Genomic DNA, 22,364 nt, shown 5'->3' on the forward strand with positions numbered 1-22,364 from the left:
GGGCCGGAGAGGGCGGGGGCGGAGGTCAGGACGTCCCTGGCGAGGGACAGGTCGCCGCCCAGCTCCGCGGGGAAGCCGGCCGGGTCGCCCCGGCCGCCGAGCAGGAAGCAGAACGCCCGCGCGTCCGCCGTGATGCTCGTGTCGGGCTCGCCCGGACCGGCGTCCTCGACGCCCAGCGCGACCCGCCACTCTCCCCCGCCCGCGCCGGTCAGCGTGAGGTGCGCGGTGCGGCCGGCGGCGTCCAGGCCGCTGAGGAGCATCGTCCAGGGCAGCAGGCGGGCGCACAGGTCGGCGGTGGGGTGGATGTGCCGCGCGATCGGGTCGGGCAGGCCGATCCCGGCCGTCTGGGCCGCGTCGGCGGTGTGCACCCACGTCTCCAGGCCCCTGGCCAGGACGTGGTCGCCGACCGGCGCGTCGAGGCCGTCCAGCGTGGCCGGGGTCGTGGCGGGCAGTTCGGCCAGGTGCCGGCAGAGGGCGTCCGCCTGCGCGCGCCAGTCCCTGCGCGTCTGCTCGGGGCTGCGGGCCCGCTCGTACGCCTGGACGTCGGCCGTGCGGCCCGCCGAGTCCGTCGCGCCGATCGGGGGGCCCAGCACCGGAGCGCCGACCGAGGCGGCCAGCAGGCCGTCCTTGGCGGCCAGGTGGGCCACGAGCTCCTGCAACGTCCAGCCCTCGACGATGATCCGCGACCAGTCGTCGTCCACCGCCGAGGCGAGCAGCGCGTCCATGGCCGCCACGCGGCCGGCGTACGGCTCCGCCCAGAGCGCCGTGGGGGCCGCCGGCCGGCGGCGCGCGCGGGCTCCGGCGAGGAACTGGGGCCGCAGCGAGCGGGCCGGCGCCTCGGGCTCCTCCATCAGCGCGTCCAGGTAGAGACGCTCGACGGGGTCCATCACACCTCTTCCTCTGCCAGCGCGTCCGCCAGGCGCCGCAACGCCAGCCGGATGCGCGATTTGGCGGTGCCCTCCGGCACGCCGAGCTCCTCGCCCACCTGCCGGTAGGTCCGGCCGCCGAAATACGCCAGCTCCACCGCCTCGCGTAAGCCGTCGGGCAGGGACATCACCGCCTGGCGCACCCGCTGGGCCTCGTCGGCGGCGAGCACGGTGTCCTCCAGCCGCACGGGCTCGCGCTCGAACAACCTCGGGCCCAGCGCCGACACCCGCCTGCGCTCCTCGGCCCGGACATGGTCGACCGCGCGCCGGTGCGCGATCGTGGCCAGCCAGGCGCGCAGGGTGCCGCGTTCCGGGTCGTAGGCCAGCGGCCGTTCCCAGAAGACCAGGAACACCTCCTGCGTGATGTCCTCGGCGATCACCCGGTCCCTGGTGACCCGCAGGGAGAGGCCGAAGATCAGCGAGGAGAGCCGGTCGTAGACCTCGCCCAGCGCGGACTCGTCGCCGCCGACCACCCGCTGGTGTAACAGGCGGTCGTCGTACGGTGCCTCCACTGGCACCACACTCCCGTTTGTTCCGGACCAAGGCGGCGGGGGCGCCGCGACCCGAGCATGTCACTATTCGCCCCAAATGTAGTGCTGGATGACCGCCCGGCAAGACTCTTTCGCGCCACGATAAAGTCGTAAGTCCGCAACGGAGGGAACACACGTCATGGCCACCACCCGCACCGCCACCACCGAGTGGAAGGGCGCTCTGCTCGACGGTTCCGGCACGGTCTCGCTCGACACCTCGGGCGTGGGGACGTTCGAGGTCTCGTGGCCGTCCAGGGCCGAGGCGGCCAACGGCAAGACCTCCCCCGAGGAGCTCATCGCCGCGGCCCACTCCTCCTGCTTCTCCATGGCGCTCTCCCACGGCCTGGCCGGCGCCGGCACGCCGCCGGAGTCGCTGCGCACCAGCGCCGACGTGACCTTCCAGCCCGGCGAGGGCATCACCGGCATCGTGCTCACGGTGCGGGGGCACGTGCCCGGCATCACGGCCGAGCAGTTCCAGGAGGCGGCCGAGACGGCCAAGGCCAACTGCCCGGTCAGCAAGGCCCTGGCCGGCACGACGATCACGCTCAGGGCCGAGCTGCTCTGATCTTCGTCCGCGCACGTCACCGCGTCCGTCCCGGCCGGCTCGCCGCCGCCGGGCGGCCGCCGCGAGCCCGCGCGAAGAGCGATCGGGTCATTGGCAGACCAGGAGCGCCGTCGCGTGCGACAATCGGGTCACATGCGTGAGCTCTGGCCGGGCGAGCCCTATCCACTCGGTGGCACCTGGGACGGCGTTGGCACCAGCTTTTCGGTGTTCTCCGAGGTCGCCGAGCGGGTCGAGCTGTGCCTATTCCACGATGACGGCTCCGAGGAGCGCGTCGATCTGCCCGAGGTCGACGGGTTCGTCTGGCATGGTTACCTGCCGGGCATCCAGCCGGGGCAGCGCTACGGCTACCGCGTGCACGGGCCCCACGACCCGTCGCAGGGTCACCGGTGCAACCCGGCCAAGTTGCTGCTCGACCCCTACGCCAAGGCCATCGACGGCGACCTGACGTGGAACCAGGCGCTGTTCCCGTACTACTTCACCGATCCGTCGCGGCGCAACACCGAGGACAGCGCGCCGTACATGCCGAAGAACGTGGTGGTCAACCCGTTCTTCGAGTGGGGCAACGACCGGCTGCCGCGCATCCCGTACCACCAGACCGTGATCTACGAGGCGCACGTGCGCGGGCTCACCATGCGCCACCCCGACGTGCCGCCCGACCTGCGTGGCACGTACGCGGGAGTGGGGCATCCGGCGATCATCGAGCACCTGCTGTCGCTCGGGGTGACGGCGGTCGAGCTGATGCCGGTGCACCACTACATCCCCGAGCACTTCCTGGTGGCGCGGGGGCTGACGAACTACTGGGGCTACAACACCATGGCCTACCTGGCGCCCCACGGGCGCTACTCCAGCGCGGGCACGCGGGGGCAGCAGGTGCTGGAGTTCAAGGCCATGGTGCGGGCGCTGCACGAGGCGGGCATCGAGGTCATCCTCGACGTGGTCTACAACCACACGGCCGAGGGCGACCACATGGGGCCCACGCTGGGCTTCAGGGGCATCGACAACGCCGCCTACTACCGGCTGCACGACGGCGACCGGCGCTACTACCTCGACTACACCGGGTGCGGCAACTCGCTCAACGTGCGCTCGCCGCACGCGCTGCAGCTCATCATGGACTCCCTGCGGTACTGGGTGCTGGAGATGCACGTCGACGGGTTCCGCTTCGACCTGGCCTCGGCGCTGGCCAGGGAGTTGCACGACGTCGACCGGCTGAGCGCGTTCTTCGACCTGATCCAGCAGGACCCGGTGATCTCGCAGGTCAAGCTGATCGCCGAGCCGTGGGACGTCGGTCCTGGCGGCTACCAGGTCGGAAACTTCCCGCCCCTGTGGACGGAGTGGAACGGCAAGTACCGCGACATCGTCCGCGACTTCTGGCGGGGCACCCACTCCGCCCTGCCGGAGTTCGCCTCCCGGCTGACCGGCTCCGCCGACCTGTACGAGTCCTCCGGCCGCCGCCCCGTCGCCTCGATCAACTTCGTGACCTGCCACGACGGGTTCACGCTCGCCGACCTGGTCTCGTACGACCACAAGCACAACGAGGACAACGGCGAGGACAACCGCGACGGCACCAACGACAACCGCTCGTGGAACTGCGGGGCCGAGGGCCCCGTCGAGGACCCGCGGATCGTCACGCTGCGCCGCCGGCAGCGGCGCAACTTCCTGGCCACGCTGTTCCTGTCGCAGGGGGTGCCCATGCTCTCCCACGGCGACGAGATCGGGCGCACGCAGCGCGGCAACAACAACGCCTACTGCCAGGACAACGAGCTGGCCTGGGTCGACTGGTCGATGGCGCACACCGAGCATGAGCTGCTGGAGTTCGTGCGCGCGTTGTCGAAGCTGCGCCGCGAGCACCCGGTCTTCCAGCGGCGGCGCTTCTTCCACGGGCGGCACCCCGACAACGGGGCGCGCGACCTGGTCTGGCTGACCCCCGGCGGGCAGGAGATGACGGCCGGCGACTGGCACATCAGCTACGCCAAGTCGCTGATGGTCTACCTGAACGGCGAGGCGATCACGGAGCCCGGCCCCCGGGGCGAGAAGATCGTGGACGACTCGTTCCTGCTGCTGATCAACGCCCATCACGAGAGTCTGCCGTTCACGCTGCCCGGCGAGGAGTTCGGCACGGGGTGGCTGCCGGTCCTCGACACCGATCACGACGTGGTGGAGGAGGGGCTCTCCGACGAGGGACGGCAGGCGGGCGAGCTGGTCGTCGTCACGTCGCGCTCGTTGCAGGTGCTGCGTCAGCCCAGGAAGGCCAGGCCCGCGCCGGGCGTCTGAGCCCGGGCGCAGGTGGCCGCAAACCCCCTGCCGGTCGAATGTCAGTGCGATGTGCCAAGGTAGAGGAGTGCGGCGCATCTATCCCGACATACAGGACAACCCGGACATCGCGCAGGCGTACGCCTACCCCGCCGACCGGCCGTGGTTGCGGCTCAACATGGTCGCCAGCGCCGACGGCGCGGCCTGGCTGAAGGGGCGCTCGGGCCCGCTGTCGAGCAAGGGCGACCGGCGCGTCTTCCAGACCCTGCGCGGGCTGGCCGACGTCATCGTGGCGGGCGCCGCGACCGTGCGCAAGGAGGGCTACGGCCCGGTCCCGCCGCGCGACACGTGGGCGGAGATCCGGGAGGGCCGGCCCGAGGTGCCGCCCATCGCCGTGATCACCCGCAGCCTCGCCCTCGACCTCGACGGCGAGCTGTTCTGCGACGCCCCGAGCCGGACGATCGTGATCACCTGCGAGGCCGCACCGCACGAACGGCGCAAGGAGGCGGCCAAGCTGGCCGACCTGATCGTGGCCGGCGACGAGGCCGTCGACATGCGGCGGGCCCTGGCCGAGCTGCACGAGCGCGGCCTGACCAGGGTGCTGTGCGAGGGCGGCCCCCGGATCAACGCCCAGCTCTCGGCCTGCGGCCTGGTCGACGAGCTGTGCCTGTCGATCAGCCCGCTGCTGGTCGGGGGCGGCGCGGCGCGCATCCAGAACGGCGAGCCCGCGCAGGTCGCGCTCGATCTCAGCCAGGTGCTGGAGGAGGACGGCGTCCTCTTCTGCAAGTACACGAGGGAGCAGCCCGATGACCCAGCCGACCAGTGAGCCGACCAGTGCACAGGCTGTGCCCCCCGAGGAGCCGCAGCCGGTGCCCGGCCTGCCGGTGCGCCCGCCGGTGCCGCCGATGCTGGCCAAACCGGTCAAGGCCATGCCGAAGCAGGACGGCACCCTGGTCTACGAGCCGAAGTGGGACGGGTTCCGCTGCATCGTCTTCCGCGACGGCGACGAGGTCTACCTGGGCAGCCGCAACGAGCGGCCGTTCACCCGCTACTTCCCCGAACTGGTCGAGGCGGTCCGGGCCGAACTGCCCGACAAGGTGGTGATCGACGGCGAGATCGTGCTGCCGATGGGCACGCAACTCGACTTCGACGCCCTGCAGCAGCGCATCCATCCGGCCAAGTCGCGGGTGACGATGCTGGCCGAGCGCACGCCGGCCCAGTTCGTCGCCTTCGACCTGCTGGCGCTGGGCGACGAGTCGCTGATGGAGGAGCCGTTCGCGCGGCGGCAGGCCCGGCTGGAGAGCCTGTTCGGCGAGAAGGGCGGCTCGATCCGGCTGACCCCCGTCACCGCCAACTACGACCAGGCGTGCGAGTGGTTCGAGATGTTCGAGGGCGCCGGGCTCGACGGCATCATCGTCAAGCCGGGCGACCAGCCGTACGCGCCCGACAAGCGCACGATGTTCAAGGTCAAGCACGACCGCACCGCCGACGTGGTGGTCTGCGGCTACCGCGAGCACAAGACGGGGCCGATCGTGGGGTCGCTGCTGCTCGGCCTGTACGGCGACGACGGGCGGCTGCACCACGTGGGCGTGGCGGCCTCGTTCCCGATGAAGCGCCGGGCCGAGCTGGTCGAGGAGCTCCGGCCGTATCTCGTGGAGCTGGGTGAGCATCCGTGGGGCCACTGGGCCGAGCAGGCGCAGGCCAACGTCGGCCAGCCGGCCGCCGGGCCCGCGACGGGCGGGCAGCGGGTGCCGGGCGCGGTGTCGCGGTGGAGCGCCAAGAAAGACCTGTCGTTCATCCCGTTGCGGCCGGAGCTGGTGATCGAGGTGGCCTACGACCAGATGGAGGGCGACCGCTTCCGGCACACCGCGCAGTTCCGGCGGTGGCGGCTCGACCGTACGCCCGAATCGTGCACCTACGATCAGTTGGAGCGTCCGGTTAGTTACAACCTCGACGACATCCTTGCCCGGTGACCCACGAACCCGTTATATCTCGACATATGGCAACAGGGGATGAATTGAAGGCGGCCGTGTCCGCACGTCGTGACCTCGGGCCCGACTTCGAGGATGCCGTCGTGGAGTCGTTCCTCGACAAGATGGGGCAGGAGATCGACCGGCGGGTGGACGAGCGGCTGGCCGAGGCCGCGCCCAAGGCGCGACGTCCGGCCCGGTCGGCGACGTCGGAGGGGCAGCGGCTCGCGCTGGCGATCGTCTCGCTGGCGCTGGGCACCATCGCCACCGTGCTGTTCGTCGTGATGGGCCCCGACCAGATGATCGGGCTGATCCCGGTGTGGGCCGGGATCATCATCGTGAACGGGATCTACAACGGCTCCCGCAAGGACTAGGTCAGCCAGATGAGCCCGGCGAACCGGCCGCCGGGCTGCTCCCTGCGGTGGGAGTACAGCTCCCGCGACTCGATCGTGCAGCGGGCGTCGTGCCGCACCCCGGGCAGGCCCGCCGCCCTGAGCTGGGCCTCGATGCCGGCCCGCAGGTCGAGCGCGGGCGTCCCCCACGACGTCGTGGACCACGTCGCCGGCACCTTCGAGGCCACCTGCTCGCGCAGTTCGGCCGGCACCTCGTAGCAGCGGCCGCACGCGCCGGGCCCGATCAGCGCGACCATCCTGCCCGGCTCGGCCCCCTTGGCCGCCATGGCCGCCACCAGCGCCGTGGCGATGCCCGCCTCGGTGCCGGGACGTCCGGAGTGGGCCGCGCCCACCATGCGGGCCACCGGGTCGGCCACCAGCACCGCCGGGCAGTCGGCCCCCAGCGAGGCCAGCGCAAGGCCCGGTTCGGTGGTGAACACGCCGTCGAGCTTGGGCGGGTCGTCGCCGAACGGCTCGCTCACGTACGCGACGTCGGCGCTGTGCACCTGGCGCATGAACACCACGGCGCGCACGCCCAGCTCGGCCCGCAGCCCGTCGCGGTTGGCGCGCACGTTGGCCGGGTCGTCGCCGACCATGCCGCCCAGGTTGCGCGAGCCGTAGGGCGGGGCGCTGACGCCCCCGTTGCGGTCGGTGACGGCGACGTGGACGCCGGGGGCGAGCTGCATGCCCCCGATCCTAGGCCGAGCCCCTGCCCGACCGACGCGCACGCCCCGGCCCCGGCGGAGCAGACAGCCGCGTCCGGGACAGCGGGCTCCCGGGCCGGGTCTGCGGAGACGCCCGGGGGCCCGGATCGGGCCGGGGGTCAGTGGCCCTGCCAGGTGGCGCGGTCCTTGGCGAGGAAGGCGGGGACCGCGGCGTGGAAGTCGTCGCTGCCGAAGACCGCGGCCACGATGTCGTCGCCGTCCGGCAGGTTGGCCACCCGCAGCCGCCGGACCGCCTCCTTGGCGGCCCACATCGACAGCGGCGCGTGCGACAGCAGCCGCTCCTCCACCTCGGCCCGCCGGGCGGCCAGGTCGTCCGGCTCGCACAGCTCGGCCACGAACCCGGCCGCGTGCGCCTCCTCGGCGGTGAACAGGCGGGCCCGCAGCAGCATGTCCAGCGTCCTGGCCGGGCCGAGGTGGTGGACGAGCAGGGAGTAGGTGTTCATGGACAGGCAGTTGCCGAGCGTCCTGGCGATCGGCGCGCCGAACCGCGCCCCGGGCACGGCCACGCGCAGGTCGCACGCGGCGGCCACCACCAGGCCGCCGCCCACGCAGTAACCCTCGACGACGGCCACGGTGGGCGACCTGACCTGCTCCAGGCGGTCGATGACGCGCTGGACCTTGCGCTCGTAGGCGATGCCGTCCTCGCCGTCGGTGAACGAGGCGAACTGGGAGATGTCCGTGCCGGCCACGAAGGCCCGGCCGCCCGCGCCCGACAGCACGAGCAGCCGGATCGACGGGTCGGCGTCGGCCCGCTCGCAGGCGTCGTACAGGCCGTCCCACATGGCCCAGGTCAGCGCGTTGTGCTGGGCCGGACGGTTGAACACCACGCGCAGCACGGGCCCGTCGGCGGTGACGAGGAGCTCGCTCACACGCCCTCCTTCTCTTCGTGACGAACGTTGCGGGAGACCAGTCTGAGCAGCGACGGGCCGGCCAGCAGCAGCGCGGCCAGCAGGAAGACGGCCAGCGCGACCGGCCGGGTGAGGATGATCGTCAGGTCGCCGCCGCCCATGGCGGACGTCTGGACGAGCGCCTTCTCGAACAGCGCCCCGACCACGAGCCCGAGCACGAGCGGCGCCATCGGCAAGTCGAACTTCTTCATGAAATATCCGACGAGCCCGAAGACGAACACCACCCAGACGCTGAACATGTTGTTGTCGATCGAGTACGCCCCCACGAAGCTGGTCACCAGGATCAGCGGGTACATGTACCCGTACGGGATCCGCAGGAGCTGGGCGAACATCGGCGCGAGCGGCAGGTTCAGCACCAGCAGCAGCACGTTGCCGATGAAGAACGAGGCCAGCAGCCCCCACACCAGCTCCGGCTGCTCGTCGAAGAGCAGCGGCCCCGGCTGGATGCCGTACATCATGAACGCCCCCAGCAGCACGGCCGTGGTCGCGCCGCCCGGGATGCCGAGGGCCAGGGTGGGCACGAAGTTGGCGTTGGCGGCGGCGTTGTTGGCGCTCTCGGGCGCGGCCACGCCCTCGATCGCGCCGTGCCCGAACTCGTCCTTGTGCCGCGAGACCCGCTTCTCCACGCCGTAGGCCAGGAACGAGGCCAGCGTGGAGCCGGCCCCGGGCAGGCAGCCGAGCAGGTAACCGATCACGCTGCCCCGGGCGATCGCCCCCTTGGAGCGGGACAGCTCCGCCCTGGTGATCATCAGGTCCTTGAAGCGGGCCCTGATCGGCTCGGCCGCGCCCTGCCGGATCTGGAAGAGCACCTCCCCCACCGCGAACAACCCGATCATCACCTGGACGAACGGCAGCCCGGACAGCAGGTCCACGTCGCCGAAGGTGTAGCGGGGCAGGCCGGTGGCCGCGTCCACGCCGACGGTGGCCAGCAGGATGCCGAGCACCGCCATGGCCAGGCCGCGCAGCCGCGCGCCCGCGGAGGAGAAGCTGACGATGGTGGTCAGGCCGAGGACCATGACGGCCAGGTTCTCGGGCGGCCCGAAGCCGAGCGCCAGCCTGGCGAACGGCGGGGCCATGGCCATCAGCAGCACCAGCGAGACGATGGCGGCGACGAACGAGCCGATGGCGGCGATCGACAGCGCGGCCCCCGCCCGTCCTCTGCGGGCCATCTGGTAGCCGTCGATGGCGGTCACCACGCTGGCCGCCTCGCCCGGCGTGGAGATCAGCACGGAGGTGATCGTGCCGCCGTACTGGGCGCCGTAGTAGATGCCGGCCAGCATGATGAGCGCGGTCAGCGGCTCGAACGAGAGCGTCAGCGGCAGCAGCACGGCCACGCCGGTCGTGGAGCCGAGTCCGGGCAGCAGGCCGATGACGGTGCCGGCCAGCACGCCGACGAAGCACCACAGGAGGTTCACGGGGGTGAGCGCGGCGCCGAACCCCATGATCAGGTTGTCCAGCATCAGCCGTCACCCCCGACGCCCAGCAGTCCGCCGGGCAGCGGCACGGCCAGGAACAGCACGAACACCGCGTAGATCACCAGCGTGGCGGCGACGGCGATGCCGGCGGCGGGGACGAGCGGCCGTTTCTCCACGAACGCCGACACGACGAACACCAGCAGCCCGAACGCCACCAGGAACCCGGTCAGCGGCACCAGCAGCAGGGCGACCAGGAGCAGGCCGAACACGGTCCACAACGTCCTGATGCGCGCGGGGTCCACGTCCTCCTCCTCGGGGGCCGCCCGGCGGACGGACCGGAGCAGGCAGGCCGCCGAGAGCAGCGCCAGCGCGACGCCGCTGACCAGCGGCAGGAAGCCCGGACCCACCTCGCCGCCGTCCTTGGTGACGCCGTAGCCGAACGAGGCGCCCGCCATCGCGACGGACAGGCAGACGAGCAGCGTCCAGACGGCGCTCTCGCCCCTGATCAGCCCTCTCATGACGGCTTCTTCAGCACCGGCGCGAGCGCCGTGTCGACCTGTCCGAGGTAGGTACGGAAGTCGTCGCCGTACAGTTCGGCCTGGCGCAGGTAGTTGTCCTTGAGCCACTTCTGGAACTCGGCGGTCCTGGCCACGCCCTTGGCCGCGGCCTCCCAGTAGGCGCGCTCGCGCTCGTCCAGGCCGCCGGCCGCGAGAATGCCGCGGAACTGCACGTACGAGACGTCGATGCCCTGCTCCTTGGCCGTGGCCAGCGAGGAGAACTCGGGGTAGGTGTAGCGCTCGTCGGTGGTGACGCACAGGCCCCGCAGGTCGCCGGACCTGAGCTGGCCGACCACCTCGCCGGGGTTGAGCAGCGCGACCTGGATCTGGCCGCCGAGCACCGCCGGCACCAGTTCCCCGCCCGACTCGAACGGCACCCGCTGGAAGGTCACGCCGGTCTTCTGCTCGATCATCGTGAAGATCACGTTGTCCACGCCGTACGCGCCGGACATGCCCACGGTGACCCGGGCGCTCTTGGCCGCGTTGACCACGTCGGTGCAGCTCTTGTACGGGGAGTCCTGCTTGACCACGAGGATGCCGCCGTCCTCGGCCAGTTTGGCGACCGGCGTGAAGTCCTCGCGGGTGAAGGAGACCTGGCCGCTGAGCGGCAGGGACAGGATGGCGTTCTCGGTGGCGATCAGGTAGTTGCCGTTGCCCTTCTTGCCGAGCAGGCCCGAGTAGCCGACCGCGCCGGAGCCGCCGTCGCGGTTCTCGACGGTGACGGTCAGGCCGGGCTGGGCCTTCTCCAGCGCGGCGGCGAGGGCGCGGCCCGCCAGGTCGCTGCCGCCGCCGGCGGCGAACGGGACGATCATGCGTACGTCGCCGCGCGGCTTCCACGCGCCGTCCGCGGTGCCGGCGTCCGCGCCGCAGGCCACCGCGCCGAGCAGCAGCACGGCGGCCAGCAGCGCCCTCATGACGCCAGTCCCCGGAGCTTGGCGTCGAACGCGCCGAGGTCGATGACGAAGCGCTCGTGGGTGCCCTCGCCGATCGTCCCGTTGGCGTCCGTGGCGAGCACGGAGAAGGCGACGCGACGCCGGTCCACCTCGGTCACCGTGGCGGTCGCGGTCACCTCGGCGCCCTTGAGCGTGGGCGCGACGTGCGTGATCTCCACCCTGCTGCCGACGCTGCCCTGCCCCTCGGCCAGGTACGGGGCCAGGGCCTCGATGGCGGCGTCCTCGATCAGGTGGACCAGGTTGGGGGTGGAGAAGATGTCGTGGTCGCCGCGGCGGGTGCAGTGGCGTTCCGCCACGACCCAGGTGAGGCCGGCGCTCACACCCGGGGTCAGTCGGTCGCTCATGGGCTCTCCAAGGGGGTGGGGGATTGGGCCGCGGCGCCTTCGGCGAGCAGCCGGTCGATCTCCTGCTCGGTCAGGCCGCACTCGCGCAGCACCTCGACGGTGTCCGCGCCGAGCAGCGGTCCCGCGGGTCCGCGCCGGGTGGGCGTGGCCGAGAAGCGCATGGCCGAACCGAGCTGGCGTACGGGGCCCATCTCGGGATGTTCGGCATCCCAGAAGAACCGCCGCCGGCCGAGGTGCTCGTCGTTGAACACCTGGCCGTAGTCGGAAATGGGCGCGCAGGGCACGCCGTGGGCGTCGAGCGCGGCCACGACGTCGGCCGTGGTGCGCCGGGTGGTGACGCGCTCGATGGCGGGGATCAGCTCGTCGCGCAGGCCGTGCCGGTCGTGGGCGTCGGCGTAGCGCCGGTCCTCGAACAGCTCGGGCAGGCCGAGCGCGGCGCACAGGCCCTGCCAGGTCTTGGGGCTGACGGCCCCGACGGTGCACCAGCCGTCGGAGGTGCGGATGGCCTGGTACGGGGCCGTGCTCTGGTGGGCCGAGCCGAGCGGCCCGCCGACCTCGCCGGTGGCGAAGTACTTGCCCGCCTCCCAGATCGCGAACGACACGGCCGACTCCAGCAGCGACACGTCCACGTGCTGGCCCTGGCCGGTGGCCGCGCGGGCCTGGAGGGCGGAGACGGCGGCGAGGGCGCCGTACAGGCCGCACACCAGGTCGGCGATGGGCACGCCGACCTTGACGGGGTCGCCGCCGGGCATGCCGGTGACGCTCATCAGGCCGCCGCGGGCCTGGGCCATGATGTCGAGTCCGGGCAGGTGGGCGAGGGGGCCGTCCTGGCCCCAGCCGGAGGCGGAGACGTACACGAGGCCGGGGTTGAGCGGCTGGAGGTCGTCGAAGGCGAGGCCGAGTTTGCGCATGGCCCCGGGGCGGAGGTTCTCCACCAGGACGTCGGCGTCCTGGACGAGGCGGCGGAAGGCGGCGGCGCCGGGCTCGGACTTGAGGTCGAGAGCGACCGATCGTTTGTTGCGGTTGAGCCTGGCGAACGGCGAGCTGTGCCCGGCCGTGAACGGGCCGATCGCGCGCACCTGGTCGCCGCCCCTGGGATTCTCCACCTTGATGACGGTGGCCCCCAGGTCGGCCAGTTGCATCGTCGCGAAGGGGGCCGCCATGAACGCGCCGACCTCGACGACTCGAATTCCGGACAAGGGGTTCATATGTTACGAAAACCTCACTTCCGCCGGGTTTGGTCTATTGTCTACAGAAGACAACTCAGCTAGACAAGGGTTCTGCCGGAAGTTCTTCGGCACTATGGCGGCAAGACACTGACCGCCGACCGACAAGAGAGACCGCGATGCGCATCCAGGCACCCCCAAGCATGGTCCAGCTCGCCACCGAGGCCCTGATGCGCATGCTGCTCAGCGGCCGGCTGCGGCCCGGCGACCGGGTGGTGGAGAACCAGCTCACCCAGGAGCTGGGCGTCAGCCGGCCGCCGCTGCGCGAGGCCATGCGGGTGCTGGAGCAGCAGGGGCTGATCACTCAGCTCCCGCGCAGGGGCGCGTTCGTCACGCAGCTCACGCTGCACGACATCTACGAGATCGTCACGCTGCGGCGGGAGCTGGAGCGCATGGCCGTGGACCTCGGCGTCCCGGTCCGCGAGCAGGCCCGGCTCCAGCGCTGCCACGCCGCCCTCGACCGGCACGGCGCCTGCGCGCGCTCCGGCGACTGGCTGGGCGTGCTGGAGCAGGCCGTCGAGTTCCACAGCTCGGTGATCGGCCTGTCCGGGCACCGGCGGCTGGAGGACGCCTACCGCTCGATCCAGCTCCAGATGTTGCTCTGCATGGGCATGAACCGGCAGGCCAGAGCCTCCGACGAGTCCCTCGTGGACGACTGGCTGCGGCACCGGCGGCTGCTGGAGGTGATCGAGTCCGGCTCGCCCGAGGCCGTGCACCGGGAGCTGGCCGGGCACGGGGACATGGCGTTCCTCGACGGCATCGAGGACCGGGTCGGCGGCCACTCCCCCGAGTCGCTGGCCTGGCTGCGGCGGGTCAGGGAAGGAGAGACATGATCGAACTGCTCCGGGAGGCGGTCGGCTGGGCCGGTCCCGAGCGCGAGGACGTCGTCGAGCGGCGGCATCTGGACTTCTACCGGCACGCCGTCGGCGACACCTCCTCGGAGATCCCGCCCACGTTCACGGCGTGCTTCCTCGACGAGCCGCCGTCGCTGCCGGCCGCGGGCTCGTACGGGTCCGGGTGGCTGAACGGCGGGGACCGGTTCGAGTACCACGCGCCGCTGCGCGTGGGGGACGTGCTGGTCTCGCGGCCCCGCTTCACCGGGGTCGTGGAGAAGAGCGGGCGGGCGGGGCCCATGGCGCTGCTGACGTTCGAGACGGAGTTCCGCCGGCCGGACGGCGAGCTGGTGGTCAGGCACATCGGCACCCGGATCAGGAAATGACATGATTCCTTCGCTCACCGAGACCACGACCCTGCGCCGGCTGGTCGAGTACGCCGGCGCGTCGGGCGACTTCTACGAGATGCACTACGACCTGGGCTTCGCCCGCGCGCTCGGCCATCCGGAACTGGCCGTGCACGGGCTGCTCAAGGCCGCCTACCTGGGACGGCTCGTCACCGAGTGGCTGGACGGGCGGGGACGCCTGACCGTGCTGGAGGTCAGCTACCGCGGCATGGACTTCAGGGACCGGCCGCACACCTGCCACGGGCGGGTGACAGCGACGGAGGGGAACCGGGCGGAGCTGGAACTGTGGGGCGAGGACGACACGGGCCGGCGCACCACGCTCGGCCGCGCCGAAGTGAGCTACGACGAGGAGACCCCCCGATGACCAGCCTTGCCGACCTGCACGCCCTGATGGCCCGGCTCGGGCACCCCGTCGTCCAGGCCGCCGCGCCCTCCGGGTCGCGGTTCGCGGACGGGGCGTCGTACCGGTTCGAGATCCCCAGCGTCGAGGGGCCGGGGGTGCTGGAGGCGGTGGTCGCGGAGGCCGAGCGGCTCGGCGTGCCGCTCGCCAGGACCTCGCAGGGCAGCGGCGTGATGATGCTGACCGACGACGAGATCGCGCGGATGGCCGGGATCGGGGCCGAGCGCGGCATCGAGGTGAACCTGTTCCTCGGCCCGCGGGCCGCCTGGGACACCGGCGGCCAGGCCAAGCTCACCCAGGCCGTGGGGGCCGCCGCGCGCGGCAACGCGATGGTGGCGGCGTGCGTGGCGGACGCGCTGCGGGCCTGCTCGCTGGGCATCCGCAGCCTGCTCGTGGGCGACCTCGGCGCGCTGGACGTGCTGCGCGGCCTGAAGGCGGACGGCACGCTGCCCGCGAACCTGGTGCTGAAGACGTCGGTGCTGATGCCGCTCACCAACGGCCCGACCGCGACGCTGTGCGAGCGGCTCGGCGCGACGACGGTCAACGTCGGCACCGACCTGACCGTGCCGCACCTGGCCGAGATCCGGGCCGCGACGGGACTGCCGATCGACCTGTATCTGGAGGTGCCGGATGACCAGGGCGGGTTCGTCCGCTTCTACGAGGCCGTCGAGATCGTCCGGGCCGCCGCGCCCGTCTACCTGAAGATGGGGCTGCGCAACGCGCCCAACATCTACCCGTCCGGCGGGCATCTCGGGGTGGTGCCCAAGGAGCTGGGGCGCGAGCGGGTGCGGCGGGCGGCGCTGGTGCGGCGGCTGATCGAGCAGCTCGACCCGGAGCTCGCCGAGCCGTCGCGGACCTCCGACCTGGGCGTCCCCGAACCCTGATCCCGGACGTCCCGGCGAACGTGCGATCTTGGGGCTGGCCTGGCGTTTTGAGCAAGCATATGCTTGCTTGCATGCTTGAGTTCCGCAACCTCATCGGCGGCGAGCTGATCCCCGCCCCCCACACGATGGACACGGTCAACCCGGCCACCGGCGAGGCGTGGGCCAGGATCCCGGCCGGCCGCGCCGAGCAGGCCGAGGCCGCCGTCGAGGCGGCCCGGCGCGCCCTGCCCGCCTGGTCGGCGCTGCCCGCCCTGGCCAGAGGGCAGTTCCTGCGCAAGGTCTCGGAGATCTTCGTCCGGCACGCCGAGGAGCTGGCCAGGCTGGAGACCCGCGACAACGGCCGCATCCTGCGCGACACGCTCAAGCGGGACGTGCCGGGCATGGCGCACCTGTGGCAGCTCGCGGCCGGTCAGTGCCTCGACGCGGTCAAGGGCGACACCGTGGTCCTGGGGCCGGACACGCTGGGGCTGACGCGGCGCGAGCCGTACGGGGTGGTGGTCTGCATCATCCCGTGGAACTCCCCCATCTCCACCTTCTCCGCCAAGGCCGCGTACGCGCTGGCCGCCGGGAACACGGTGATCGTCAAGCCGGCCGAGCAGGCGAGCGCGTCCGTGCTGCGGCTGGGCGAACTGCTGGCGGAGGTGTTCCCGCCCGGGGTGCTGAACATCGTCAGCGGCCTGGGCGAGCAGGTCGGCGACGCGCTGGTGCGGCACCGCGACGTCGGCAAGGTCAGCCTCACCGGCTCCACCGCGACCGGCCGGGCCATCACGCGGGCCTCGGCGGACGCACTGAAGCCGATGACGTTCGAGCTGGGCGGCAAGTCGCCCAACATCGTCTTCCCGGACGCCGACCTGGACGCCGCCACCCAGGGCGTCACCGTGAACTCCGTGTACACGGGCAACGCCGGGCAGGTGTGCGTGGCGGGCTCGCGCATCCTCGTCCACCGCTCGATCTGGGACGAGATGCTCGGGCGCATCGAGCGGGCCTGCGCCGGCCTGGTCCTCGGGGACCCGCTGGACCTGGGGACGACGATGGGCCCGATCGTGTCCGCCGGCCAGTACGAACGGGTCACCTCCTACCTGGAGCTGGCCGAGAAGGAGGGCGCGCGGCTGGTCTTCGGCGCGCGGACCGGCGCGGACGTGGTGCCCGCGCTGCCCGGCGGCTACTGGGTGGCGCCCACGCTGTACGCGACCGAGGACAACTCGCTGCGCGTGTGCCAGGAGGAGATCTTCGGGCCGGTGGCGGTGGCCATCCCGTTCTCGACCGAGGAGGAGGCGGTGACGATCGCCAACGACTCACCGTACGGGCTGGCGGCCGGGGTGTGGACGCGCGACCTGGGGAAGGCGCACCGTCTGGTGCGGGACCTGCGCAGCGGCACGGTGTGGGTGAACACGTTCCGGCAGATGCCGCCGGGGCTGCCGTTCGGCGGGGTCAAGGACAGCGGGTACGGCCACGATTCGGTCCTCGAGTACACCCGCGAAAAGGCAGCCATTATCCAGATTTAGTTGGATAGATTTACCCCTCATGAGCGAGGGGATCAAGGACCAGTCCGGACTGCCGGACGCCGCCGCCCAGTCCCGGGCCTCGGTGCTGCGCAGCCGTGCCGAATCGTACATCGCGCTGTCGCGGCACGACGCCGCGATCGCGGATCTGACCGAGGCGATCGCGCTGGCGCCGGACAACGCACGGGCCTGGCGGCTGCGCGGGGAGAGCCACCGGGTGATCGAACGGTACGAGGCGGCGCTGGAGGACTTCGGCGAGGCCCTGCGGCTGGAGCCGGACAGCGCGTACGCGCTCGGCTCGCGCGGCCAGACCTACGCCGCGATGGGCCGGTCGGACGAGGCCATGGACGACTTCGAGCACGCCCTCACCCTCGCGCCCGACTCGTTGTGGATCCTGGAGGCGAAGGCCGACGTCCTGGTGGAGCTGGACCGGCTGGACGAGGCCCTCGCCGAGCACTCCAAGATCATCTCGCTGAACGAGGACCTGGCGTACTCGTGGGTGGCCCGCGGCGACCTGTACCAGCGGATGCAGCTCTACCCGGAGGCGATCGACGACTACGGCAGGGCGCTGGTGGCGCAGCCGGACTACGTACGGGCGCTGAGCAGGCGCGGCGAGGCCCTGCGCATGGCCGACCGGTACGAGGAGGCGCTGACCGACCTCAACCGGGCGCTGGAGCTGGACCCGGGCAACGACCGGGCGCTCGGGAGCCGGGGCGCGGTGCTGAGCGAACTCGGCGACAACGAGGCGGCGCTGAAGGACCTGGACGCCGCGATCGAGCTGGATCCCGACTACGTGTGGGCCTACCGGGTGCGGGGGGAGATCTTCCAGGAGCTGGACCGGCACGAGGAGGCCATCTCCGACTTCACCCGGGCCCTGCACCTCGACTTCGGCGACTGACCCACGAGCGGCCCTTCGACGGGCTCATGATCATCGATATCCGGCGGATTCACCGCGCGTCACGCCAGAATTCGGCGAATCAGCCGCAACCTACGAAAGAAAGCGGCAAATTCCCCCCGAGCGGCGGCGGCCTTCGGCGGCGAGCCACTCCACGGCCGCCGCCCCGGCCGAGGGGAGGATCGAGATGTGCCCGTCGCCGGGCGACAGGCGCAACTCGGCCGTGGGGCAGTGACGGGCCAGCCAGCGGCCGTGACCGGCGGGCACGACGCGGTCGGCCGCGCCGTGGACCAGCAGCATCGGCGCGGTCACGGCGGCGGGGTCGCAGCCCCACGGGGCCACGTAGGACAGGTCGTCGTCGATCAGGCCGCCCGGCCCCGCCGCCACGGCCGGGCCGACCACGCTGTCGAACCAGGACCACGCCCCCTCGAACGCCGCGTGGTCGGCGGGCGTGAACATCTCCGGGTCGAAGGCGGCCGTGGCCTCGTGCCGCTCCTTCGCCGCCCGCCCCTCGGCGGCGGCGCGCAGCGAGGCCACGCCGGACGGCGCCATGCCCGCGAACCAGTCGAGCGTGTCCGCGTCAGGCGGGGCCAGGCCGGACACGCTCACCACGGCGAGCACCCGCTCGCCCAGCACGGCGGCGCAGGCGAGCGCGTGGGAGCCGCCGCCGGAGTGGCCCATGACGGCGAAGCGGCCGAGCCCGAGCGCGTCGGCGACCCGTCGCGCGTAGCCGGCCGCCGACCCCACCGACCGGCCGGGCTCGGGGGTGGAGCCGCCGTAACCGGGCCGGTCGTAGGACACCCAGCGCAGGCCGAGCCGCTCGTCGAAGAGCGGCTCGGGGGGCGAACCGAGATTGGGCGTGCCGTGGTGCCAGAGCACCGGCAGGAGGCCGGTGGCCCCGGGAGCCGTGTCGTAGACGCGCAGAACCCGGCCATCATCGATCGTGAGTTCGAATTCCTTCGTCACGGGACAAGCCTAAACCCCCGCCGGGACCGTGCGCGACGGCCCCGGCGGAGGCTCACCGGTCAGAGTGCCAGCAGGGCGCTGACCGGCAGGCGGGAGTCCGACAGCGGCCGGATGGCGATGCGCAGCAGCGCCAGCGCGTTGTCGTCGCCCGCGATCCGGTTGGCGCTGAGCCCTCCGCACGACTGGCAGCAGTGGATGATCAGCCACTCCCCGTCCCCCCGGACGGTGACGCTGAGCGCCGCCATCCGGCCCCGGCAGCCCGCCCGCCGGTCACCGGGAACCCGGTGATCGACGTGCAGGCTGGTCAGGCAGTGCGGGCAGTGGTTGCGGTGCGCGGTGCCCGGCGCGCTCATCGGCACGTCCATCCGGCAGCCGACGCAGCGGAACGCGTCGCCGGGCTCGCCGTGATGTTCCCTCTTGGGCCGTTGCGGACGTTCCCGGCCCGGTTTCCTCCTGGGCATGTCACAGATCGCCGAACGCCTCGAGCGGGAACGGCGGCTGCGCCAGCGGCCGTACGGCCATGCGCATGAGGATGAGCTGGTTGTCGTCCCCGCAGATGGGGTTCGACGTCAGCTCGCCGCAGCGGGTGCAGCGGTGGATGAGCATCCACTCGCCGGTGCGCAGGACGGCGATCGAGATGGGGATCATCCGTGACCTGCACTCGTCGAGCAGGTGCAGCGAGTGCAGGCAGCTCGGGCAGTGGTTGCGGCGGACACCGTCAGGGGCGTGCGCGGCGACCGTGAGGCCGCAGCGTACGCACGAGAAGGTCTCGGTGCTCGCGATCGAACGAGGTTTGCCGTTGGCGGACAACCTGGGTGCTCCTTGCCGAAAAGGTCTTTCTCAGGACAGCAAGGGAGGCCCTAGCGTGCCTCGCGGGCATGCTTCAGCTATGGCAGGCGATCACGCCGGGAGCGGGATCGGGCCGGAGACAGGGCGAGGCGCACTGGGCGCGGTTCCGGGCATTAATTCCCTCCCAAGGCGGGCATGACCAGCCCGAATCTCCACCGTACGGACATCAGCGAGCGTAACCGGGCCCGTCGTCACGCCGCCAGCCATTTTCCGCCGGCCCGGTGGCCGATGACCGAACGACGTTCTAGGGTCGGCGCATGGGCATCGGGCTGACCGAGGAGCACGTGGCGCTGGCGGACTCCGTGCACGGGGTGGCCGGCAGGGGCGCCGAGCACGCGGCGCTGGCGGGGCAGGGACTGCTGGGGCTGCACCTGCCCGAGGAGTGCGGCGGCCAGGGATACGGGCTGCTGGAGTCGTGCGTGGCGCTGGAGGCGCTGGGCGAGCGGCGGGTCTCGGGGCCGTACCTGCCGGGCGTGCTGGCCTCGGCCGCGCTCGCCGGAGCCGAGCCCCGGCTGCTGCGTGGGCTGGCCGACGGGTCGCTGACGGCGGCCGTCGAACTGCTTCCCGGCTGCGCGCTCGGGTCGGCGCGGGCCGACCTGTTCGTCGTCCCGACCGGTGGCGGTTCGTGGGCCCTGCTCGACCGGGACGACGTCACCGCCGAACCCCTCGACGGGATCGATCCGGACCGTCCGCTCTGCGCCGTCACCACGGCCTCCCCCGGACGAGCCCCCGGACGAGCCCTCGGGCAGGCGCCGGTACGCGAGCTCGCCGCCGTGCTGCTCGGGGCCGAGGCGTGCGGAGTCGCGGCGTGGGCCGTGCGGACGGCGGCCGGGCACGCGCGGGAACGCGAGCAGTTCGGCCGGCCGATCGGGCAGTTCCAGGGCGTCAAGCACCGGGTGGCGGGCGCGCTGGTCGCACTGGAGCAGGCGCGGGCCGCCGTCTGGGACGCCGCCAGGGCCCTGGACGAGGCCCGTCGCGGCGTCCCCGGGACTACGCGGCTCCTGTCCGACGAGCACCGGCTGGCCGTGGCCGTGGCGGCGGTGCTCGCGCCCGACGCCGCCGTCCGGTGCGCGGCGGACGCCATCCAGGTGCTCGGCGGCATCGGCTACACCTTCGAGCACGACGCGCACCGCTACTACCGCCGGGCCCTGTCCGGCCGCATGCTGGCCGGCGACCCGGGCCCGTGGGCCGAGGAGGCGGCGCGGCTGGCGGTGGCGGGCGTACGGCGGCGGCTGGAGCCGGACCTGCCACCGGAGGCCGCCCCCGTCAGGGACACGATCAGGGCGCAGGCGGCGTCGCTGCGCGCCGAGGAGCCGCCGGCCAGGCGGGCAAGGCTCGCGCGGGAGGGGTGGATCATGCCGCACCTCCCCCGCCCCTGGGGCCGGGCCGCCACCCCGCTCGAACAGGTGATCATCCACCAGGAGTTCGGCGACCTCGGCCGCCCGAACCTGGGCATCGCCGCCTGGGCGGTCCCGTCCATCGTCCGGTACGGCACCCGCGAGCAGCAGGACCGGTTCCTGCCCGGCACGTTCACGGGCGAGATCGTGTGGTGCCAGCTCTTCAGCGAACCCGGCGCGGGCTCGGACCTGGCCGGGCTGACGACGAAGGCCGTCCGGGTGGAGGGCGGCTGGTCGCTGACCGGCCAGAAGATCTGGACGTCCCTCGCGCAGTACGCCCACTGGGGCATCTGCCTGGCCCGCACGTCCCCCGAGCGGGCCAAGCACGACGGCATCACGTACTTCCTGGTGGACCTGGCGTCCCCCGGCGTCACCGTCAGACCGCTCAAGGAGATCAACGGGGACGAGATCTTCAACCAGGTCTTCCTGGACGACGTGTTCGTGCCGGACGACCTGGTCGTCGGGGCGGTGAACGAGGGCTGGCGGGTGGCCCGCGACACGCTCTCCCACGAGCGGGTCGCGCTCGGCGACACCTGGGGACCGGGGTCGCGGCACACCGACCTGGCCCGTCTCGTCGCCCGGCTGCCCCCGCTCAGCCAGGCCCAGCACGAGCAGGCGGGCCGCCTGTGGGCGGAGGGCCAGGCCATCTCGGCGCTCGGCCTGCGGGTGACGCTCTCCCGGCTCGCCGGCGCCGACCCGGGGGCCGCGCCGAGCGTGCGCAAGCTGCTCGGCATGCGGCACGCGCAGGCGATCTCGGAGTTCTGCTGGTCGCTGGCCCCGTCGGACCCGTACTGGGGCCGCATGATCCTCACGACGCGGGCGTTCACGATCGGCGGCGGCACGACCGAGGTGCAGCTCAACATCATCGCCGAGCGCGCGCTCGGCCTGCCCCGCGATCCGTGATCAGCTTCGCGGGTAGTACGGGGCCGCGAGGTGGGCGTACACGATCGTGTTGTCCTCGTAGCTGTGCGCCCGCCGGTCGAACGTGCCGCCGCAGGTCACCAGCCGCAGCCCGGGATAGGAGAGCTTGGCGTAGACCTTCCTGGCCGGGAAGCTCCGCTTCGGGGTGTGCTCGACCCGGTCGACGAGGAAGACGGCCACCGAGCGGTCGGCGCGCAGCACCTGCACCTGGTCGCCGCGCTTGACGTCCTTGAGCCGGGCGAAGACGGCAGGCCCGGTGCGCGTGTCCAGGTGGCCGGTGATGACGGCGGCGCCGCGCTGGCCGGGGACGGGGCCGTAGCGGTACCAGCCGGCCAGGTTCGGCGGGTCGAACGGCGGGTTCTGGATGGCGCCCCGCTGGTCGAGGCCGAGTTCCATCAGGGGGGCGGCCACACCGACGGAGGGGATGTAGACGGCGGTGGGGCGGGCCGGGCGCATGGGCTCGGCGGCCTTCGACGAGGGCACGTCCAGCGGCAGGTCCTTGAGCGGCGGGACGGCGGCGGGCGGCTCGCGGGTCGCCGTCGCGGGGGC

Annotated in this window: 25 protein-coding genes; 12 read left to right on the forward strand and 13 right to left on the reverse strand. The window is 72.4% G+C overall.

The window, feature by feature from the left end:
- Both FAF44_RS39925 and FAF44_RS39930 read right to left on the reverse strand, forming a co-directional pair.
- Nucleotides 1-887, reverse strand: an 887-nt coding sequence (locus FAF44_RS39925; RefSeq protein WP_237108576.1) for a maleylpyruvate isomerase family mycothiol-dependent enzyme, incomplete at its 3' end; no start/stop codon positions are given.
- On the reverse strand, nucleotides 887-1,444 hold the full coding sequence (locus FAF44_RS39930) for a sigma-70 family RNA polymerase sigma factor (protein ID WP_237108577.1): 558 nt from the start codon (nucleotides 1,442-1,444) through the stop codon (nucleotides 887-889). The genes FAF44_RS39930 and FAF44_RS39925, both read right to left, overlap by 1 nt.
- 151 nt (nucleotides 1,445-1,595) lie before the next feature.
- Here FAF44_RS39930 and FAF44_RS39935 point away from each other — a divergent pair, with 151 nt between their 5' ends.
- The 5 genes from FAF44_RS39935 (at nucleotide 1,596) to FAF44_RS39955 (ending at nucleotide 6,615) form a co-directional block, all read left to right on the forward strand.
- Entirely contained in the window at nucleotides 1,596-2,021 is a 426-nt protein-coding gene (locus tag FAF44_RS39935; RefSeq protein ID WP_237108578.1) for an OsmC family protein, read from the forward strand.
- 132 nt (nucleotides 2,022-2,153) lie between these two features.
- Nucleotides 2,154-4,292, forward strand: a complete 2,139-nt coding sequence (glgX, locus tag FAF44_RS39940; RefSeq protein ID WP_237108579.1) for a glycogen debranching protein GlgX — start codon at nucleotides 2,154-2,156, stop codon at nucleotides 4,290-4,292.
- Between the two features lie 67 nt (nucleotides 4,293-4,359).
- The gene (locus tag FAF44_RS39945) at nucleotides 4,360-5,097 is read left to right on the forward strand and encodes a pyrimidine reductase family protein (protein ID WP_237108580.1); all 738 of its coding nucleotides are present in this window, start codon (nucleotides 4,360-4,362) and stop codon (nucleotides 5,095-5,097) included.
- Nucleotides 5,078-6,244 (forward strand): ATP-dependent DNA ligase, encoded by a 1,167-nt coding sequence (locus tag FAF44_RS39950; protein WP_237108581.1) that lies wholly within the window; start codon nucleotides 5,078-5,080, stop codon nucleotides 6,242-6,244. The genes FAF44_RS39945 and FAF44_RS39950 overlap by 20 nt, the downstream gene beginning before the upstream one ends.
- Nucleotides 6,245-6,300: 56 nt before the next feature.
- A complete protein-coding gene (locus FAF44_RS39955; protein ID WP_237108582.1) occupies nucleotides 6,301-6,615 on the forward strand; it encodes a hypothetical protein in 315 nt (104 codons plus the stop codon).
- On the opposite strand, the gene pgeF is transcribed toward FAF44_RS39955, so the two are convergent.
- The 7 genes from pgeF to FAF44_RS39990 form a co-directional block, all read right to left on the reverse strand.
- The gene (gene pgeF / locus FAF44_RS39960) at nucleotides 6,612-7,319 is read right to left on the reverse strand and encodes a peptidoglycan editing factor PgeF (RefSeq protein ID WP_237108583.1); all 708 of its coding nucleotides are present in this window, start codon (nucleotides 7,317-7,319) and stop codon (nucleotides 6,612-6,614) included. The genes FAF44_RS39955 and pgeF overlap by 4 nt on opposite strands.
- Before the next feature lie 137 nt (nucleotides 7,320-7,456).
- Entirely contained in the window at nucleotides 7,457-8,227 is a 771-nt protein-coding gene (locus FAF44_RS39965) for an enoyl-CoA hydratase/isomerase family protein (RefSeq protein ID WP_237108584.1), read from the reverse strand.
- Nucleotides 8,224-9,726, reverse strand: a complete 1,503-nt coding sequence (locus FAF44_RS39970) for a tripartite tricarboxylate transporter permease (protein ID WP_237108585.1) — start codon at nucleotides 9,724-9,726, stop codon at nucleotides 8,224-8,226. The genes FAF44_RS39965 and FAF44_RS39970 overlap by 4 nt, the downstream gene beginning before the upstream one ends.
- Nucleotides 9,726-10,199: a tripartite tricarboxylate transporter TctB family protein gene (locus tag FAF44_RS39975; RefSeq protein WP_237108586.1), complete on the reverse strand. Its 474-nt coding sequence runs from the start codon at nucleotides 10,197-10,199 to the stop codon at nucleotides 9,726-9,728. The genes FAF44_RS39970 and FAF44_RS39975 overlap by 1 nt, the downstream gene beginning before the upstream one ends.
- Nucleotides 10,196-11,152, reverse strand: coding sequence for a tripartite tricarboxylate transporter substrate binding protein (locus tag FAF44_RS39980; RefSeq protein WP_237108587.1), 957 nt, complete (start codon nucleotides 11,150-11,152; stop codon nucleotides 10,196-10,198). Before FAF44_RS39980 ends, FAF44_RS39975 begins: the two co-directional genes overlap by 4 nt.
- Entirely contained in the window at nucleotides 11,149-11,535 is a 387-nt protein-coding gene (locus tag FAF44_RS39985) for a thioesterase family protein (protein ID WP_237108588.1), read from the reverse strand. Before FAF44_RS39985 ends, FAF44_RS39980 begins: the two co-directional genes overlap by 4 nt.
- Nucleotides 11,532-12,743, reverse strand: coding sequence for a CaiB/BaiF CoA-transferase family protein (locus FAF44_RS39990; protein WP_237108589.1), 1,212 nt, complete (start codon nucleotides 12,741-12,743; stop codon nucleotides 11,532-11,534). Before FAF44_RS39990 ends, FAF44_RS39985 begins: the two co-directional genes overlap by 4 nt.
- Nucleotides 12,744-12,880: 137 nt before the next feature.
- Here FAF44_RS39990 and FAF44_RS39995 point away from each other — a divergent pair, with 137 nt between their 5' ends.
- The 6 genes from FAF44_RS39995 to FAF44_RS40020 all read left to right on the forward strand — a co-directional run bounded on the left by FAF44_RS39995 (nucleotide 12,881) and on the right by FAF44_RS40020 (nucleotide 17,685).
- The gene (locus FAF44_RS39995) at nucleotides 12,881-13,594 is read left to right on the forward strand and encodes a GntR family transcriptional regulator (RefSeq protein ID WP_237108590.1); all 714 of its coding nucleotides are present in this window, start codon (nucleotides 12,881-12,883) and stop codon (nucleotides 13,592-13,594) included.
- Nucleotides 13,591-13,980: a MaoC family dehydratase N-terminal domain-containing protein gene (locus tag FAF44_RS40000; RefSeq protein WP_237108591.1), complete on the forward strand. Its 390-nt coding sequence runs from the start codon at nucleotides 13,591-13,593 to the stop codon at nucleotides 13,978-13,980. The genes FAF44_RS39995 and FAF44_RS40000 overlap by 4 nt, the downstream gene beginning before the upstream one ends.
- Nucleotide 13,981: 1 nt before the next feature.
- A complete protein-coding gene (locus FAF44_RS40005; RefSeq protein ID WP_237108592.1) occupies nucleotides 13,982-14,365 on the forward strand; it encodes a MaoC/PaaZ C-terminal domain-containing protein in 384 nt (127 codons plus the stop codon).
- Nucleotides 14,362-15,285: a U32 family peptidase gene (locus tag FAF44_RS40010; protein WP_237108593.1), complete on the forward strand. Its 924-nt coding sequence runs from the start codon at nucleotides 14,362-14,364 to the stop codon at nucleotides 15,283-15,285. The genes FAF44_RS40005 and FAF44_RS40010 overlap by 4 nt, the downstream gene beginning before the upstream one ends.
- Nucleotides 15,286-15,356: 71 nt before the next feature.
- Nucleotides 15,357-16,790 (forward strand): aldehyde dehydrogenase family protein, encoded by a 1,434-nt coding sequence (locus FAF44_RS40015; RefSeq protein WP_237108594.1) that lies wholly within the window; start codon nucleotides 15,357-15,359, stop codon nucleotides 16,788-16,790.
- 19 nt (nucleotides 16,791-16,809) lie between these two features.
- Nucleotides 16,810-17,685: a lipopolysaccharide assembly protein LapB gene (locus FAF44_RS40020; RefSeq protein ID WP_237108595.1), complete on the forward strand. Its 876-nt coding sequence runs from the start codon at nucleotides 16,810-16,812 to the stop codon at nucleotides 17,683-17,685.
- Nucleotides 17,686-17,775: 90 nt separating this feature from the next.
- Here the strand turns inward: FAF44_RS40020 and FAF44_RS40025 are convergent, their stop codons facing one another.
- The 3 genes from FAF44_RS40025 to FAF44_RS40035 are packed head-to-tail and all read right to left on the reverse strand — an operon-like array spanning nucleotide 17,776 to nucleotide 19,458.
- Nucleotides 17,776-18,648, reverse strand: a complete 873-nt coding sequence (locus FAF44_RS40025) for an alpha/beta fold hydrolase (RefSeq protein WP_237108596.1) — start codon at nucleotides 18,646-18,648, stop codon at nucleotides 17,776-17,778.
- A 59-nt stretch (nucleotides 18,649-18,707) separates the two neighbouring features.
- Nucleotides 18,708-19,109: an RNHCP domain-containing protein gene (locus tag FAF44_RS40030; RefSeq protein WP_237108597.1), complete on the reverse strand. Its 402-nt coding sequence runs from the start codon at nucleotides 19,107-19,109 to the stop codon at nucleotides 18,708-18,710.
- 1 nt (nucleotide 19,110) lies between these two features.
- Complete coding sequence (locus FAF44_RS40035) at nucleotides 19,111-19,458, reverse strand: RNHCP domain-containing protein (protein WP_237108598.1); 348 nt, start codon at nucleotides 19,456-19,458, stop codon at nucleotides 19,111-19,113.
- Nucleotides 19,459-19,754: 296 nt separating this feature from the next.
- Between FAF44_RS40035 and FAF44_RS40040 the strand changes: the two genes are divergently transcribed.
- Nucleotides 19,755-21,797 carry an acyl-CoA dehydrogenase gene (locus FAF44_RS40040; protein WP_237108599.1) on the forward strand — a complete coding sequence of 681 codons (2,043 nt, stop codon included), beginning with the start codon at nucleotides 19,755-19,757 and terminating at the stop codon, nucleotides 21,795-21,797.
- On the opposite strand, the gene FAF44_RS40045 is transcribed toward FAF44_RS40040, so the two are convergent.
- The coding region (locus tag FAF44_RS40045; RefSeq protein WP_237108600.1) for a class F sortase at nucleotides 21,798-22,364 on the reverse strand (567 nt) is incomplete at its 5' end.

It is taken from the genome of Nonomuraea sp. MG754425 (assembly GCF_021699195.1).
GTDB lineage: Bacteria > Actinomycetota > Actinomycetes > Streptosporangiales > Streptosporangiaceae > Nonomuraea.